The 16,202-nt window shown below is 58.9% G+C and carries 12 protein-coding genes; 5 read left to right on the top strand and 7 right to left on the bottom strand.

All coding sequences use genetic code 11. The features are described 5' to 3' along the window. Positions 1 to 1,069: 1,069 nt before the first annotated feature. On the top strand, positions 1,070 to 1,819 hold the full coding sequence (locus tag YUA_RS0123950; protein WP_027532972.1) for a hypothetical protein: 750 nt from the start codon (positions 1,070 to 1,072) through the stop codon (positions 1,817 to 1,819). A 53-nt stretch (positions 1,820 to 1,872) separates the two neighbouring features. Further along, entirely contained in the window at positions 1,873 to 2,544 is a 672-nt protein-coding gene (locus YUA_RS0123945) for a hypothetical protein (protein ID WP_027532971.1), read from the top strand. 3,389 nt (positions 2,545 to 5,933) lie between these two features. Here the strand turns inward: YUA_RS0123945 and YUA_RS0123925 are convergent. Then, positions 5,934 to 6,326: a hypothetical protein gene (locus tag YUA_RS0123925; RefSeq protein ID WP_027532970.1), complete on the bottom strand. Its 393-nt coding sequence runs from the start codon at positions 6,324 to 6,326 to the stop codon at positions 5,934 to 5,936. Between the two features lie 726 nt (positions 6,327 to 7,052). On the opposite strand from YUA_RS0123925, the gene YUA_RS0123920 reads away from it, so the two are divergent. The 3 genes from YUA_RS0123920 to YUA_RS51855 all read left to right on the top strand — a co-directional run bounded on the left by YUA_RS0123920 (position 7,053) and on the right by YUA_RS51855 (position 8,897). Continuing rightward, positions 7,053 to 7,580, top strand: coding sequence for a transglutaminase-like cysteine peptidase (locus YUA_RS0123920; protein ID WP_245285245.1), 528 nt, complete (start codon positions 7,053 to 7,055; stop codon positions 7,578 to 7,580). A 402-nt stretch (positions 7,581 to 7,982) separates the two neighbouring features. Beyond that, complete coding sequence (locus tag YUA_RS0123915; RefSeq protein ID WP_027532968.1) at positions 7,983 to 8,243, top strand: hypothetical protein; 261 nt, start codon at positions 7,983 to 7,985, stop codon at positions 8,241 to 8,243. A gap of 330 nt (positions 8,244 to 8,573) precedes the next feature. Further along, positions 8,574 to 8,897 (top strand): hypothetical protein, encoded by a 324-nt coding sequence (locus YUA_RS51855; RefSeq protein ID WP_245285244.1) that lies wholly within the window; start codon positions 8,574 to 8,576, stop codon positions 8,895 to 8,897. A 126-nt stretch (positions 8,898 to 9,023) separates the two neighbouring features. On the opposite strand, the gene queE is transcribed toward YUA_RS51855, so the two are convergent. The 6 genes from queE to nifA all read right to left on the bottom strand — a co-directional run bounded on the left by queE (position 9,024) and on the right by nifA (position 14,614). Then, a complete protein-coding gene (gene queE / locus YUA_RS0123905) occupies positions 9,024 to 9,680 on the bottom strand; it encodes a 7-carboxy-7-deazaguanine synthase QueE (protein ID WP_035971738.1) in 657 nt (218 codons plus the stop codon). Beyond that, positions 9,667 to 10,131 (bottom strand): 6-carboxytetrahydropterin synthase, encoded by a 465-nt coding sequence (locus tag YUA_RS0123900; protein WP_027532965.1) that lies wholly within the window; start codon positions 10,129 to 10,131, stop codon positions 9,667 to 9,669. Before YUA_RS0123900 ends, queE begins: the two co-directional genes overlap by 14 nt. Before the next feature lie 2 nt (positions 10,132 to 10,133). After that, on the bottom strand, positions 10,134 to 10,796 hold the full coding sequence (folE, locus tag YUA_RS0123895) for a GTP cyclohydrolase I (protein ID WP_051383357.1): 663 nt from the start codon (positions 10,794 to 10,796) through the stop codon (positions 10,134 to 10,136). Positions 10,797 to 11,452: 656 nt separating this feature from the next. Continuing rightward, positions 11,453 to 11,701, bottom strand: coding sequence for a hypothetical protein (locus tag YUA_RS0123890; protein ID WP_027532963.1), 249 nt, complete (start codon positions 11,699 to 11,701; stop codon positions 11,453 to 11,455). A gap of 118 nt (positions 11,702 to 11,819) precedes the next feature. Then, positions 11,820 to 12,662 (bottom strand): electron transfer flavoprotein subunit beta/FixA family protein, encoded by an 843-nt coding sequence (locus YUA_RS0123885; protein ID WP_027532962.1) that lies wholly within the window; start codon positions 12,660 to 12,662, stop codon positions 11,820 to 11,822. Positions 12,663 to 12,847: 185 nt separating this feature from the next. Next, positions 12,848 to 14,614, bottom strand: a complete 1,767-nt coding sequence (nifA, locus tag YUA_RS0123880) for a nif-specific transcriptional activator NifA (RefSeq protein WP_027532961.1) — start codon at positions 14,612 to 14,614, stop codon at positions 12,848 to 12,850. Between the last annotated feature and the right edge of the window lie 1,588 nt (positions 14,615 to 16,202).

Genomic DNA, 16,202 nt, shown 5'->3' with positions numbered 1-16,202 from the left:
CGTGTGACGACGGGATTGTGACGCGCAGCATCCACTCGTTCTGGAGCGCTACGTCGCGCCAAAGGCAATGCGCCACAACTCGAATGCGCGACCCGCGAACAACACCCTCGGCGCCGTTTACATCCGACGTACGCCGAGGGCTTTTGCGTGCACGGACAATGACTCCGCTCGCAAACTCACATCAACTCTTTTAGCCCATTCATTGCAACTCACCGGTACGAGGACCGATGAATTCCAGAATCGATTCTGCCTCCCGAACCTCGTGTGCGAGGCGCTTGAAGATTCGAATGGCAGACGCCGGCGTAATGAGGAGTCCTACTCTCTCGCAGGCGAGTTCGAAATGATGCGCAACCTGGTGGTTAGTAGGGGCAACCCGGCTCTGCAGGGCGCATCTGGTTAGTGAGGCGAGCATGTGCTCGACGACATCCATTTCCGCCTGGATCAACCCTCTTCCCTCTTTCAGCTGTTGGCCCCGCCCACAAACGTCATCTCGCGAATTGACGGCCAAGTTGTGACCGACACACCAGCGAACCGTCCGCGGCGAGGCCCGCCTCGCGACGGCCCTAGCATGATGTGCGATCATGGTACAATCCGCGATGACTTACGTCGACGCTCATGCTGCACACTTGGCTGCGCGATGCAGCTCAACTGCCAAGCTATCGAAACTTCCAATATCTCTGCCTCGACCGTGGCACAGCGCACATCCCCTCTTTCGGGTAAGCTGGTCCTGCCGCTGATCCACTTTTTTCTGGCACTCGCGACACCGGCTCTCGTTCGCGTCCGATATCTTGCATCCGCTCCGTTGCAAACAAGCGGGAGACGCCGAACGTGCTTGGCGTTCGGAGTTCAAACCTGACGCAACGTCAAGATCGACGACGAGGGTCGTAGTCCGGATTCTCTGAGCTGTTAGATGACCGTGAACCTGACGTAGAGCGTCGCCACGTCAGACATCGTTCGCAAACCTTTGCAAAACTTCGACTGCCTCTTCTTTCTGCCATGTTCACGTCCAAAGCAAAGATCGTCGATCGCGCCTCGCGGTTGGCGTAGCGCATGTCTTAAAGGGAATTCGATGGCGAAGCCGGTTGTGATTGTGGTTGGCGCGGACAAGGGTGGGGTCGGCAAGACGACCGTATGTCGGACGCTTCTGGACTATTTCAGCGTGAACAAGGTGCAGACCCGCGCTTTTGACACGGAGTCACCGCGAGGTACGCTGAAGCGCTTTCATTCCGACATCACTGAGATCGTCGATATGACGACAACGGCGGACCAGATGAGGATCTTCGACACCTTGAACGCAGGGCTGTCGGTCACCGTGATCGACGTCCGCGCAGGCTTGCTATCGGTTGCTCTGAACTCATTGCGTGACATCGGGTTCCTGGACTCAGTAAAGTCCGGGCAGATCACCTTTGCCGTCTTCCATATCCTTGGCCCTTCGATCGCTTCTCTGGATGAGATCGCCGAAACAGCCAATTTCATGAACGGCGCGAAGTATTTCCTGGTCAAGAATTTCATCAACGATACCCAGTTCTTTCAGTGGGATCAGTCGACTTACGATTCGTATTTTCACCGCATCAAGGGCGCCACCGAACTGACGATCCCGAAACTCAACGAGATGGCCTATGAGCAGGTCGAGGTCGCTTCCGTTTCGTTCGCCAATTTCGTCGCAAACAAAGGGCCGCTCGATGAGATCGCGAATTACTCCTTTGTGCTGCGGGGCTATGTCCGGCACTGGCTGGCCAATGTCTGGTCCGAGTATGACCGCATCGACTTGACCGATCTGACTGGCACCACAGTAGTACCTCGCAGCAGTGAAACGTAGTCCTTTTGGTATGCACCTTGGGGAATATACGAACCCGTGTGATGTCGCTGGAGATGCCACCTACGCCGGTCTACATCATCTGCTCTCCCAGCCTGCAAGTCGGTAAGACTCTGGTCGCTCGGCTCTTGAGCGAGTTCTTGCTGCTCAAGAACGGATCCGTGCTCTCCTTCGATATCAATTTGAGGGAGCCGTCGCTGGTCGATTACCTGCCCAAAATTACCGAGACGGCGGATGTGACCGACACCTGGGGCAAGATGCAGTTGATGGACCGGCTCATCCTAGACGACGGGATCGCGAAGGTGATTGATCTCGGTTTCCACGCATTCGACGAGTTCTTCAAAATGTGCATCGAGATTGAGTTCGTGAGGGAGGCGGTACGCAACCAGGTCGCACCAATCATCCTATTTGTCGGGAGCGCCGATCGCGTCTCCTCACGCAGCTATGAGGTGTTACGGCACCAGATCCGGGCACCTGCGCTGATCACGGTCCATAATCAGTTCGTGTTGCGCGGCGAATTGCCCGAAGCAATGGACCGCGATCCTGTGCTACGCATCTTCGCTCTGCCCCAATTTTTGAAAACCTATATCGATCGCCTGACGTTTTCCTTTACGGGGTATTTGCGCCACGAAAAGGATTCGACCACGGAGCTGCACCAATGGATTCGGCGGAATTACACCCTGTTCCGGGACCTCGAATTGAGCCTCATGCCCGAGAGCTCATTTTAAGGCAAAGCGATGAGTCACTGACCGGTACAGTCGACGGGCTGTCTCCATCTTGAAACACCGCAGGAGACCTGGACCGATGGGGTCCAGCGTCCGCGTGGATTGGCCCGGTTGCCAACCGCACATTGCCGATCACGATCGTGCTCTCATTCGTGCCAACAGCGACGCCGCCTCGGACGGCCCGAGGCCGACGACGCCTATGAAGGATGCCGGTGGTCTTGGAATGTTCTCACGAATGGGCTTCCAGAGGTGCAGGCAGTACCTGCTGTTGTTCACGTATTGCGAGTACGGAGGATGCAGCTGCATAACGCATTCCTCTTCGTCCCAAAACAGGTCCTTGACGAAGCACATCTCTTCCCAGTTCGGACAACGCCGCGGCGTCGAGACGGAGACGTGCTCCCATCCCGGGCGCACCAATGCCGCGATTTGCAGTTTACAGCCGCAAGGTCCTTGAACAAAGAAGAGACCACAAGGACCTGACCCTGGCGCGCTGGCGAACTGCCCATGCTGTACGCGGCCCGCCTCCAGTCTATCTATGATCTGCGCTCTCACGCATCCTCCTTGGCGTTGCTAACTGCTTCGAAGTCGGCCCACACGAAGGTGTCCGCCTGTGCTTCATCGGCTCTACCCAATGCTACCGCACATAAGTCAGCCTGAAACAATCTCAATACGTCATCTATGTGGCCGCAGCCGTTGAGTTTGCCAGGTCAGTCAAACTGGCGCTCGCATTCGTCGCCGCATAACTCTCACTCGAATGACTAGTCTGCTGGAAAGTGGCCTTCGGCGACGCGCTTCGAAAGAGCTTTGACAGCTGCGGATTTGATTATTTCCGCCGGGTCGCGTGGAGCAACAGCCGACTCATTGGCTGCGAACGCGTTAATCCAAATGTCGCTGTCTCCAAACAGCAGGATTCGAACAACCTTCGCGTCAAACGTGTTTGGTTGACGCGAACTGCGGGAAGAGACAGCCCGCGCACTTGGTGAGCATCACGTCCGGTTCGCGACGAAGATGTCGGAAACCGGACGATACGCGCGACACCATTTTGCCGTCGGCGAAGCCAAGACCCTGGCTTTCTCGCATCAACGAACGCCTACAGCACCGCTTCCTGCGGCACGCCGATTGCTGAGTGGAACATGCGGCAGCGAAAGCTTGCGCACAGGCCACCAACGCGGGACAGCTCGATGACAATTGCTCGACTGACGCCGATCAACACGCGGACGACTCGCGGCCTGGCAATTGTCCGAGATGCACTTGACGGTCGTCGCAATCACGATCGAGCTGATACCTGCATCGTCCAGAGACCATCCATCGCTCGGGTTGGCTCAGCGTTTCGATCGGCTGTCGATGAAGTCGGCCGCGCGTTTGCCGATTCGATCATCAATTTTGCGAGCAACCAGCCGTTTCGCCTTGTCATCGTGACATTCGATTCCGCACGGATCCGACGCTCGCCTCGACCATCATGGCATGGATGAGTACTGATGATGCACTGGCGCGAACCAAGACAACGTCCGATCAACGCGCGGAAGGCCATGGGAGCAGCGCGTTGTGATCTTCCCCTGAGGTCGGTCACGCCACAACTTTTGCCGCTTGCGGCCATCTTTCTGGCGGCGGTTCTCTGGGTGAGCATCTGCTGGCTTGCCGGAGCTCTTTGATGGGCGACTTCAACCGGCTGCAGGCACATGCTGCGCTCCATGCGCGGACGACGCGGCGCGCCGCGCTCGCCCGCGCCAAGGTTAGATATAAATGATTTGGGCCATCGCGTTTTCGGTGAGCTTGTGGGCCATGCTCATCGCCTACTGCGCTGACGCTCCGGAGGCGTTCATCGCTGCGAGTCTTGCCGCAGCGGTAAGCCTGTGCCGGCTCTTGGATTAGACAAGTACCCGGAGAAACGACGCAAATCCGTCGACGAGAGTTGCGCACGTATCTGCTTTGCGGCACCCCGATCGTCGATGGGCGCCTCACCCGCGTCGGGTCGTTGGCTTCGTCTTCGCTCCGTGATCACAACTCCCACCTTGAGACACTCGGCCGCGCTCTTGGAAGGAAGATCGGGAGCTGCTGCGTTGCTCGGCTCGAGCTGCGCCATGGTCCCAAGAGTGATGTCGGCGGTCGATGGAAGGCTGAAAACGATCGCAGTGCCTCAACATAAAAAAGCCCGACGCCCTCGGGGCAGGGGGGAGGTGCGTCGGGCCCAACCTGGCGAGGTTGGGGCATCGACGCGGCGCTGAGGGAGCCCATGTCCATGCCCACGATGATGGTTGCAAATGATGTGCCGCGGAGATTGGCCGAGAGGTTTTCGCGAGAATCATTGAATGTGTTGCCGCGAGCCGTCGCCGGCACTCCTGCGTGAGGGTCTATCCGCTATTTCTTGCGTGCCGATAATGTCCCAACTCCTACGAACCCAACGCGACGTGTGTTGATGTTCGATGTTCGACACGGGCCAAGGATGACATATGCTGGTCGATACGGCTCATTGTGCGTCGCTCGGCTGCGCAGCACAAAAAGCCCGACGCGCCTTGCCGGGTCAGAAGGCGCGTCGGGCCGGCGGGGCATAGGCACTGGAGAACCTATCCCCTCAGAAGGCTTCAGCAAAACACATGCCAGCACGTGAGGGCTGCCGCGATAGTCCGTCGCGTGCATGGATGGGCAGGAGGACGCGGGTGCTCACTTCCAGCCTCGCGAGCCTACCTGACCGTCTAGTTCGATGCCGCTCAGTCCTGGGCGATAGCCCCCATTATCGTCGCCTCGCTAGATCCGCTTAAAGGATCCATCGAGTCGGCGAAGTATGCTTGGCATTTCCGAGGTCGAGGGCAACGTGCGGAGCACGGGCGTGAGGGGTGAGCGGTGCGCGCGCATGGGTCGAGGTCACTTCAAAGCCGCGCGCCAGAGCCGAGGGAGATCTTCTCGGAACACCGCCGGATTGAAGGTGCTCATCGCTCTTCATCGGCATCTCTTAATCTTTCCCTCTCGTCGTCCTCACCGTTCCAGCTTTTGATATTCCTCGGCGATTTTAAGCCACTTAGCTTTTGATTTTGGACAATCGAACGACTCCGCCCTGGCAAGCGTCGCTTGAGCTGGCTGCCGCCAGTGTCTTGGACCTGACGATGGGTCTTGTTTCATGGAAATCGATATGCAACCGCTAGACTAGACCAGGTGAAGCGGCGTCCAACATCCGTGTTGATGCGGAGGCCCTTCTCGCGCGTAGGTCACAACATCTTCAATAGTGCTGCCCGATCTTCGGTCAGGACGGGCATTATTGATGTCAAAGATCGTTGGCGGAAATGCCTGAGAGGCGAAACTCGCTTAGGTCCCGGTTGTCTGAACGGACTCTCCACACTGGTAAGTGAAGAGGTGCCCGCGTTGGGCCGCCCTGCGGATCTGACAGCCGATGGAACTCAGTTTGATCCGGGGTCGCGGAAGGCTCGAGTGACGGCGCCGGTCGTTGCAAAAGATCGAGATATCGGCCAATTGAGGTGCCGCGTAGGAGACACTTTGGCAGGCGTGCAGATAACCTCATGTTTCCTGACAAGCACGTGGTCGAGCAAGACGCGCGTGCTGTTCATGCTGACCGCGATGTTGTTGTTAACGGAGCGCGTCCGCAAACGCCGCCCCGCGAACTGCGAGCCATGCTCAGTGTTGAATTTGTCCGGCATGCCGAGGCGAGCGCGGAGGCCTTCCAGTATCTCGACGGAGAATGCTGCTTCCATCTGCTTGACGGCGGCAGGCACCACCTTCTTAAAACCGTGTTTGGCTTCGGCGGGCTCGCTTGCCCATCGTCTCATGTTCACGGGCCTGCCTGCCCGCCATCGCGCAGACGCTCAAATTCATCGCCCTGCCAGATAAGCGGAGTCGGCTCTGATTTCGGGCCGACAGTTGAGGTCCCGCACTCGCCAACCGAAACCGAATTGTCAGTCGCTGTCTGGTCTGACGTATTCGATAGTTGCTGGCTGATTGCCGTAGCGGGTCTCTAAACGCATCGCGGCGTGTGTCCTGCACCTCATCGGCAATGAACCGAACCACCCATTTAACGAAGGCCTCAGCGCAGCGAATTGTCCGCGGAACGGCGTCAGCGCGAACACACTCGCACGTCCTTCATTGGGGCTTGAATCGCACGTGGCGTCAGATTGTACGGTTTTCGGACCAAGGGATCGATCTGGCTTTGCTCGCCCCGATCTCTTCCCACGCAGTCACAGGGGGTTGTACATGTCTTGCAGTTTCGGGGTCACGGCGCACGGGCTGCCGGTATGGAGTGGAACTGCGCATGACCGGCGGACCGCCGCGTCACGGACGTTCTGGGGACGACAGAACCTTTGGATCGTGGCGTTCCGTGGGTCACTGGGTCTCTTAGCTGCGCCGCAGTCGATCTGTCGTTTCATGCTCATGACCTCGGGTCTGATCGGTCGTCCGTCAGCTTCAGCATGCGCAGGACGTTAATGCTGGCTGCAGTCGCAGCCGCCACAATCGCCTCTCAAACGATGACGACTGCTCGATCGGCCGATAGGAGATGGTCGGGTATGCCGACGATCCCGGTGTCGGCGTCTCCGCACCTCAAGCTTGACCGTCCGGCGCTCGCTCCCATGGCATACACCATGTTCTGCCTGCGCTATCAGGATGAATGCCGCGTCCGTCTCATGTTTCGCGGCGGTCCGGTCCACCTGACCGAGACACGGTTGGCCGATCTGAAAGAAGCCAACCAGACCGTGAACAGCGCCATTATCCCGGAAGCCAGTGAACCCGGTCCGCCGGTGGAAGCCTGGCTCATCGATCCGGAGCGCGGCGACTGCAACGACTACGCCGTCAGCAAGCGCCACAAGCTTCTACGGCGCGGTTGGCCGCCGCGAATCCTACTGCTCGGCGAGGTCGTGACCGCTTCGGGCCAACATCATCTGGTTCTGGTGGTAAGGACTAAGAGCGGCGACCTTGTGCTGGACAATTTAACTCCGCAGATCCGATCGTGGGCGCGCGCTCCTTATCGCTGGGTTCGAGTTCAGTCGCCAGACAATCCGCGATATTGGCGTACTGTCGCGCAGCCCGGCGAGTAAGCGCTTTACAAATTGTGGTAGGAGGAGATTGGAATGTCCCGGCTCGCAGCGCCACCGGCGCATTGAAGACGACCGAACCTTGGGTCACTTCATTCAGCGCGCCACTCGCCGATCTTGGCCGCTCCGGGCAAATATGGATGATCACAATGAATGAACATCAGGGCCGATCGGACGCTCGCATGGGCCGCTATTTGCAGTGCCCTCGGTATTGCCTCCCCCAAACTGAAGGAACGGATTCGCTATCCCTGTGCCCCGCATCGTATCCCCGAAGGATTTCGAGGAGATCGGCTTCTCGGCACCGACGGGCTGTTGTGAGCAGCTGACGAGATTCGTGGTTTGGCGCGAAAAGCAGTTTGTTTAGGCGGATCGATCACGCTGAACCGTACCAGGAGAGTTCAACCTATGCGCTGTCCGAAATGTGAGGCCGACAAATGGTACGAAGTTGCAACGCACGATCCCTGGAGCGGTCGGCCGGTGATCGCTTGCAAGATCTGCGGCGAATATGCCGAGCCCGAGGCGCTCAAACGCGAAGACGCGCACGATGTCATTGCCCGCGTGCTGGCGGCTGACTTGATCGGTGAGGGCCAGGCTGACGCGCGGACCCTTGCGAGCAAGATTCTCCGAGCGCTAGAGAATGCCGGTCTGACAATCAGCCGCTCCTGACGAGATTCCCACGACCCTAGCTGATTCCGTTCCCGCGGGATCAGAAACGTTCGGGGTCTCGTAAGGTTCTAAACGGTTGGGACACGGAATGTCCGATTTTGGGCACGCTGGCATCCGCGAGGGGTTGACGTCTGTCAAGGCTCGATGATCCGTTGCAAAACTTGAAGCCCGCCCCCGTCGGACCTTGGGGCGTGTAGAAGTGCTCGCACACGTGGTCTCGACCGCAGCGATGACTATAGAGCCCCTTGTCTCCTTAATGCCGGTGATTGCGAGGGGGCGCATTTGGCTGTTTCCAGAACGAAATAAGCTCCACTCGGCCATCGAAAGGGCTTGAATCTTACGCTGCGTAAGATTGTAGGCTTGCGGGTGCGGCGAAAGCTGGTTTGGCCTGCCACCGCCGAGATCATTGAGCCGCCAAAACATCTGGCTATTCGCTTGACGTCTGCGGCTGTTGCTAAGGAAGAACAGATGATACCGGGGCGAATGACGACTACGCTCAACTCAATCGACCGCATGTTTCTGAAGATTCGGGAACTGATCGACACAGACGACTCGATCCCGCTTGAGCTTCGTGCGTCGCTGCACACGACACTGGACAGACATCTTCGCCTGGCAAAAGAAGGATTTTTCAAGTCCCCTGTGAGAAGCCAATAAGCGGCTTGCGTCGCCTGGCTCGTGCTCGGTTTGCCCACGGAGCCCGCGTCTCGGTGAAGTGGTCAGAATTCACAACCATTTCCGCGGTAGCAAACATGGACTTTATGACAGTTGCTTTAGCTAGCGTCACCGCACGCCGATAAACTTGTGCGTCTGGATGCTGACGCGCCAGTTGCGTGCAGTTGCCTCTCGGATGCACAGCTCCGTCGCTTCGCGGCCTTGGCTCAACGGTTGTAGCCATATCACTGGGTTCAGCGCGTGATCGATAGGGAGGCTCAGCAGGTTTTGGATGTCGGCAGGCTTGCCCACCGGGTGTTTGATCTCATTGGCACACCGCAAAGCCTCACCCAGAACAGATCGCCCACCCGGCATGCCGACCTTCGGGCTGACCGTCACCCATGTGTAGGGATTCGCCTGAATGGCTTGGGTGCCCGATGTCTCTAATTGCACGGAGAAGCCGGAGCCGACGAGCAACGCGGTCAGTGGCCGCAGGTCGTACAGCGCTGGTTCGCCACCCGTAATCACAACATGCCGGGCGCTGAATGCCTGCACCGCGAGCAGAACGTCCTCCGGCAACATCATGGCCCAGGTGTTGGTGTCCTCGGTCTTGATCATCATCTCGGCGATCGACACCCGCCGCTCTGGATCGGCGAACCAAGTGTGCTTGGCGTCGCACCACGGACACCTGACCGGGCATGTCTGGAACCGCACGAACACGGACGGTGTGCCCGCCTTGCAGGCTTCCCCTTGGATGGTTTCAAAAATTTCGTTAATCGGCAGCACGGCCTGCCTCCCGATAGACGGCACTGTTCGCGCCGTGCTCCTTCACCTCGACTGACACCAGCCGGCAACGCGGAGCAAGTCCTTTTTCCAGCAGCCAGTTGCTGCCGACGCGGTAGACGTGTTCGGCAAATTTTTCACAGCCAACTGCCGGTAGGACAACGATGTCCGCCAAGCCACGCCGTGCGGCTTCGCGGAACCACTCAAGCTCGGGATCGTCCGCGGCAACGACTGTCTTGTGGTCAAAGGTGCCTTCGAGGATCACCCTCAGCTCCTTGAGGCTGCCAAAATCGACGACCCAATTCTTGTCGTCCAAAGTGTTGGCTTCGAACTCAAAACGAAACGACAGCGAGTAGCCGTGCAGCAGGCGACAGTGCGACTTCGCGCGCCACTGGCGGAACGTGGCAGATAGGCCGACGTCATGTCCGTATGTCTTCGTTGATAGGTATGCCACGCTTAGTCCTTGATCTGCGCCATAAATTCGCTACGCATGACCTTGCTGTCGCGGAAGGCTCCGCGCATGATGCTGGTCGTCATGATGGTTCCGGTTTCGCGGACACCGCGCCAGACCACGCACTGATGCTGTGCCTTGAGGACAACGGCCAGTCCCTTCGGCTTGAGACGGCCCTCGAGCTCGTCCGCCAGCATGACGGTGGCGTCCTCTTGCAGGTGGGGTCGCGACAAGATCCAGTTGGCGAGGCGTACAAACTTGCTGATACCGATCAGCTTGTCACCAGGCAGAATGCCGACCCACATGCGGCCGGTGACGGGTACAAGGTGGTGGGCGCACGCCGAACGCACTGCGATCGGGCCAAGCGAATAGACCTCGTCCAGGCCGCTGTCGTTCTGAAACTCCGCGACCTCGGGGGCGGCCTCAAAGCGGCCGGCAAACACCTCGCGCACGTACATTTTTGCAATTCGCTTTGCGGTCCCCTGATTGTTGTGGTCGCGATTGGTATCGATGACCAGAGCATCCAGCACAGCCTGCATGTGCCGCTCGACCTCGGCCTGTATCACCTCAATGTCACCAGGCCGCAGGTGTTCTGCGATGTTGGCGTTTGGCGCAAACGACACGCCGGCTTCGAGGAGGCGTTTACGAATTGCCTGCGTTGAACTCATCAAGACTCCCTGCCAGATGCTTTGCCCTGTTTCCGCCAAGCACTGATTGCAATCCGATCGCGTGATCCGCCGACCCCCATCTGATCCGTCGGCCGAAAGGGCCGAGGAATGGCCGCCTGGAGAAACGGCATTTGGGGCATAACCTGCGATTGAGAGCACTTCAAAGACGGGACGCCAATCAGCGGTGCAGGCGCACGCTATTCAATTTGCACAAATCGAGACATTTGAAATGAACTCCTGGGTTGGCAACTGCGAGGACCGCAATTGTTGACATTGGTCTTCTGATCTCTAGCAATCAACATGCCGGATACGGCGCTGCGCGAGGTTGCCCGAGGAGACCACTGGGCTTTGCGGCGCTCGTGGGGACGGCATACGTCGTCGCATTTGCACCCCAGACATGGACGTCTTTGACGCGACGCGACTGATACGACGATACGACCACTCATTCTGCGACCCAATCGGCTGCCAGAGAGATGACGCTTCCCCTTGCTCGGCTGGAGTCCACGGCCAAGCGGCTCGATCTGGAAACCGAGAGGCAACGGCAGAAAAGAAACGCCTCGCCGCAAATGTGCGAAACGTCTTCTCATCGACCTGGTGGGGGCCGATCACGCCATGTCTTGACGCTCCGGTTCGGTGCAGCGCATTGGCTCTGAGCTTCACGTTTTCAGATGTTTCAGCATCGAGTTGCAGGCTTGCTCGGCATCGGCGAACGTTGTGAAGGGCGAGCCAGCAACCTTGATTGCACCACGACTTCGATGAAGCGGGCGCCATGACGCCACATAGCCGGGACGTCCGTGAAAGCCTTGGCCTGTGCGGCTCGCATAAGCGATCACAAAGGAGAAGCCGTTTCCGCTTGCACTCCACACGTCCAAATGCTCAACGGCGCAGTGGAATCGCAGGATCATCGCCAGTCGTAGCCTGCAACTTTCGGCTTAACGCTCTATCCACCCACCTACTCTGCCCGGCGTAAGCTCGTCGACGCCCGCTGCTCGCCATTGCTGATCGCCCGAACCTCTCCCCGGGTCATAAGCCTCGGGCCAGCGCGGCAAGCTCGGTTTCAAGCTTGGGCTTCTGCTTGAAAATGGTGTCGATCAACGCTTGCGCCGGCTGCTCCGCAACATCTACGATGGCTGCCTTCTCAGCGCGCGCTGAGGGCGCGAAAACGCGTTTTACAACGGTCGGCGAGCCTTTGAGACCGCATTTGGAGATATCCTCGACGCCAGCCTCCTGGGCGTTCCACTTTACAATCGGCGCTCTTGCGGCGCGCAAAGCATCTGCCATTGCGCCACGCCGAATCTGGTTGGTCGCCTCCATCATGGTGATGAGCGACGGCAGGCTTGCGCGCAGCACCTGGGTGCCGCCCTCGGAGCGCCGCTCCGCTTCGATTGTGCGGGCGGCGAGATCGATAGTCATGATCTTGGCAACATAGGTGAGCTGTTGCACAGCAAGCCGTCTTGCGATACCTGGCCCGACCTGCGCGGTGTCGCCATCGATCGTCTGCTTACCCGTGAATATGAGGTCAGGCTGACCGTAATCTTTGCCGATCTTGCGGATGGCGGTTGCGAGTGCGTAGGTGGTTGCCAGGGTGTCCGCACCCGCGAAGCAACGGTCGGTCAGCAGTACCGCGCGATCGGCGCCAAAGGTCAGGGCTTTCCGTAGAGTGTCCTCGGCCGAGGGTGGGCCCATTGTAAGGACGGTGATCTCACCACCAAACTTGTCGCGCAGATCGAGCGCGGCTTCGAGCGCGAACAGGTCGTAAGGATTGATAATGGTTGGTACGCCCTGGCGCATGATCGTGTTGGTCACAGGGTGCACCCGGATCTGTGCCGAATCAGGGACCTGCTTGATGCAGACGACGTTGTGCATGTGCCTCTCCAAAGACTCTCGAAATCTGGAGAGAGCACAGCAAATGTCGTACCATTTGCAGTTCAAGGCATCCGTCGATGACAACAATGAGTTCTAAGGGCCAGACGTGCTTCAACTCGTGAAGACGCACCTCGGACATTCGTCGTCATTGCGACAGCGCGATGTGCGCACCGACACCACACCGCTCAGAAGCGCTTGATCTCGATGCCGTATTTCCTCAGCGCGTAGCCGATCTGGCGGGGAGTAACACCAAGCAGGCGCGCCGCCTTTGCCTGAACCCAACCCGATCGCTCCATGGCCGCAATGACGCGCTCGGGATCGGTCATCTGTCCGGTACTTACGAGTGCCGCGCCGGCTGGCCCCAGCCCAGCCTGCTCGTCCCGGACCTGCGGAACTGTGCCCGCGGCTGACCGAGGAGCTTCAGCGCCGGCGCTGTTCGCCTTTGGGGCCCCTGCGCCGGTCGGCCGCGCTTGCAGCGGCACGTCTTCCGATCCACCCTTCCAGAGCATCGCCGAAAGACACTGGCCGTGCCAGCAGGCAAAGTCCTCTCTGCAGATCGACGGTCCTGAGGCGAGGGTTGCTGTCCGCTGCACGCAATTTTCGAGTTCGCGGACGTTACCCGGAAACCCACAATTCATCAGGATGTCCGTCGCACTTTGATCGAACGTCAACGTGCGGCCGTTCTCACTGTTGAACTTCCCGAGAAACTCCCCAGCGAGCAGCGGAATGTCGCTGCGCCTTTCGCGCAATGGCGGCAGCAGCAAGGGAACCACGCTAATCCGGTAGTAGAGGTCAGCGCGGAACCCGTTATTTGCTACCGCCTCCTCCAGGTTTCTGTTCGTCGCTGCAATTACGCGAACATCGACTTTCATGGTCTGATTGCTGCCGACACGCTCGAATTCTTGCTCCTGCAGGACGCGCAGCAGCTTTGCCTGAAACGAGGGCGAGATCTCGCCGATCTCGTCCAGAAACAGCGTACCCTTGTCGGCCAGCTCAAAGCGCCCCTTGCGTGAACTGAAGGCGCCGGTAAAAGCACCCTTCTCATGGCCGAACAATTCAGATTCCAGAACGGTCTCGGGGAGCGCCGCACAGTTGAGCTTGATGAACGGCCGCTTGGAGCGCGCCGAGAGGGCGTGAATAGCCTTGGCCACCAGCTCCTTCCCGGTACCGGATTCGCCGCGCAGCAGAACCGTGCTATTCGATTTGGCAACCACCGCGATCTTGTCGAGCAGCGCGCGCAACGCCGGACTATCGCCAATGATGCCTTCCACATTGACCTTCTTGCGCTCGCGCGCGGGTTGCTGGATTTCGGCCAATTGCTTTTGCAATCGATCCTTTTCCGCCATCAGCCGCTCGCGGTCTGTCGCAAAGAGCCGATGCAGCTTCACGGTCTGCCCGACCAGATTGGCGATCATGGTGAGAAGTCTCACGTCGTATTCGAGCCGTACGCTTGAGCTGTCGTCCAGAACACGGTCGATGGTCAGCGCGCCAACTGCTTTCGCGTCGATCCGAATGGGAACGCCGATGAACGACACCCGTGTGCTATCGGTGGCACCGAGCACCTCGAGGTCAGCCGTAGTGAAGGCCGAATGGACCGCGATGTCCTCGGCCACAAGCGGAATGTCCGTCGCCACGATCTGATCGATTGCTCTCGGTGGCAGGCGCATCCGGTACCGCTCGTCGCTGCCTTCGGTCCAGCCCACACCGACCGTAATGTCTGGCTGGCCATCATTGTCGAAAAGCGAGACGATGCCGTGCCGCATCTGAACAAACGAATGCAGAATATCCACGACGTTGGCCAACGTGACTTCGAGCCGGCAGGGGGCGGTGAGTATCTTCGAGATTTCGAAGATCCCGACAACCGCGCTTTCGTGCAGTGTCACAATGGGAACAGTTTGGTTCGTCTCCGACACTGAGTCAGGCCTTTCGTGTGCGGAAGCGATGTTCAACATGACGACGTCTCCGTTATTCTCAGCATCCTCCCTACCAACTTGTTTGGATTTTGCGAGATTTGATGCTGCGTCTGATGCTCGTGCGCAATTCATGGACGCCTTCAGAGATAACGCTCTTTCATGGCACCACTATAAACGCATCGTGGTCTTAACGTCCTTGTGACGAGGTTGTCCTGCGTTCGCAGTTCACTGCACGAGTTCCAACAATCTTGCGTGGATCCTCTACAATTTTCCGACGCCATCTGTAACCGACCGCGAGCCGTCGGCAACCGTTGAATAGCAACTTTGATGCACGCGTCATCTTTTTCCCGATCAGAACGGGATTTTTTCCCAGCCAAACATTGGAATACGGCGCTAGCGGTCTCTTCTGGTGCAGCCCACGCGAGGAGCGCCGATGTTTTTGCGGCGACGCTCACTCCCTATATGCGACAAAACTTCTGGTCGCGCATGCAATCGGATTGCCGGGAATCTGACGCGATGTGTTGGCGCGTGCGATTTCGCGCGTGCGACTCTGGACGTTCTCTCTCTAAAAAGGCTGACCAGTGCTTGCAAGGCAGGTGAACGCGCAAGCGCCGGCGATCACAATATTGATGTCGGCATTGCTTTTAGCTAACGAACAGGAAGACGCGGTTCACATCGCCTTTCCGATTCAATTGGAATCGGTCGGGGCAAGTCTTGACTGAATTTGTCAACAAAGAGATGGGTGACGTGCCGGCGCCGTCGCAGGAATGCCCCAGCGTCGATCGAGACATGCAATTGCGCTCGCAAGCCGGTCATCGACGCCGATGGCGGCGGCTCTTTGCCGCCGAAAGCTGCCGCGATTGGCCTCGATCTTGACGGTCATCGCAGGGTCGCACCTGTATCGCTCACGTCGGAGCGGCGGATGTGTGCAGAGGGCTATCGCCCGGCTGGCTCCCCGCGACGGCGCTCCGGCGCGGAGCTCGGAATTGCGTGAGGACGCGACCGGAACCAACGTCTTGTGTCTTCGCTCGCGATGTTGCCTTTGAAACGCGTGAGGCCGACGGGCGCCAGCCGTCGGCTCCGGCCGACTGAATATCCCACGTTCTTCACCAAGATCGAGACACAAGCACCCACCTTCCCTAACGCCAACCCGTGGGCGCGCTGCGGGATCTGGGCCAGTGCGATCAACACCGCAACAGTTCGCAGCCAAAGGTCGTCTCGCAAACGGGCGGGACTCAGGAGATCGGCTGTGTTTGCTTTCCGACAGAGGGGCAGGACTTCCGACAGTCGATTGCCCGAGAGCCGCCCGAGGCGCTCGCCCCCGCGCCCGATCCCGTGCCCGGATGCCGCCCGAACCGCCGTTGATTTGCTGCACAGCTCTCATGCGCCCGAGCCAGGCACAACGCGCAGTCAGCCACGAGCTTGCACGAATTTTGGGACGAGCACCTCGACAGGACTTGATTCGCACGTAGCGTCAAATTGTAGGTTCGGCAAACAGGTCGCCACGGCCTGTAGAAAAGCCGGCGTAGGCCAGTGCCTCGCCCGGGAGCATCGCATGACGCCGCCACGCATGTACCGACCTTTAAGCCAAGGCTTGCGGCTCGAGCGCCCTGGGCCAGTGCTCGCA

This window comes from Bradyrhizobium sp. WSM3983, assembly GCF_000473045.1.
Classification (GTDB): domain Bacteria; phylum Pseudomonadota; class Alphaproteobacteria; order Rhizobiales; family Xanthobacteraceae; genus Bradyrhizobium.
The sequence above is the reverse complement of the archived record's forward strand: the minus strand, read 5'-3'. Positions and strand labels throughout refer to the sequence as shown.

Coding starts and splice junctions, on each gene's coding strand:
- YUA_RS0123950 (WP_027532972.1), top strand. CDS start 1,070: ATGGCGAAGCCGGTTGTGATTGTGGTTGGCGCGGACAAGGGTGGGGTC.
- YUA_RS0123945 (WP_027532971.1), top strand. CDS start 1,873: ATGCCACCTACGCCGGTCTACATCATCTGCTCTCCCAGCCTGCAAGTC.
- YUA_RS0123920 (WP_245285245.1), top strand. CDS start 7,053: ATGCCGACGATCCCGGTGTCGGCGTCTCCGCACCTCAAGCTTGACCGT.
- YUA_RS0123915 (WP_027532968.1), top strand. CDS start 7,983: ATGCGCTGTCCGAAATGTGAGGCCGACAAATGGTACGAAGTTGCAACG.
- folE (WP_051383357.1), bottom strand. CDS start 10,796: ATGAGTTCAACGCAGGCAATTCGTAAACGCCTCCTCGAAGCCGGCGTG.
- YUA_RS0123890 (WP_027532963.1), bottom strand. CDS start 11,701: ATGATCCTGCGATTCCACTGCGCCGTTGAGCATTTGGACGTGTGGAGT.
- YUA_RS0123885 (WP_027532962.1), bottom strand. CDS start 12,662: ATGCACAACGTCGTCTGCATCAAGCAGGTCCCTGATTCGGCACAGATC.
- nifA (WP_027532961.1), bottom strand. CDS start 14,614: ATGTTGAACATCGCTTCCGCACACGAAAGGCCTGACTCAGTGTCGGAG.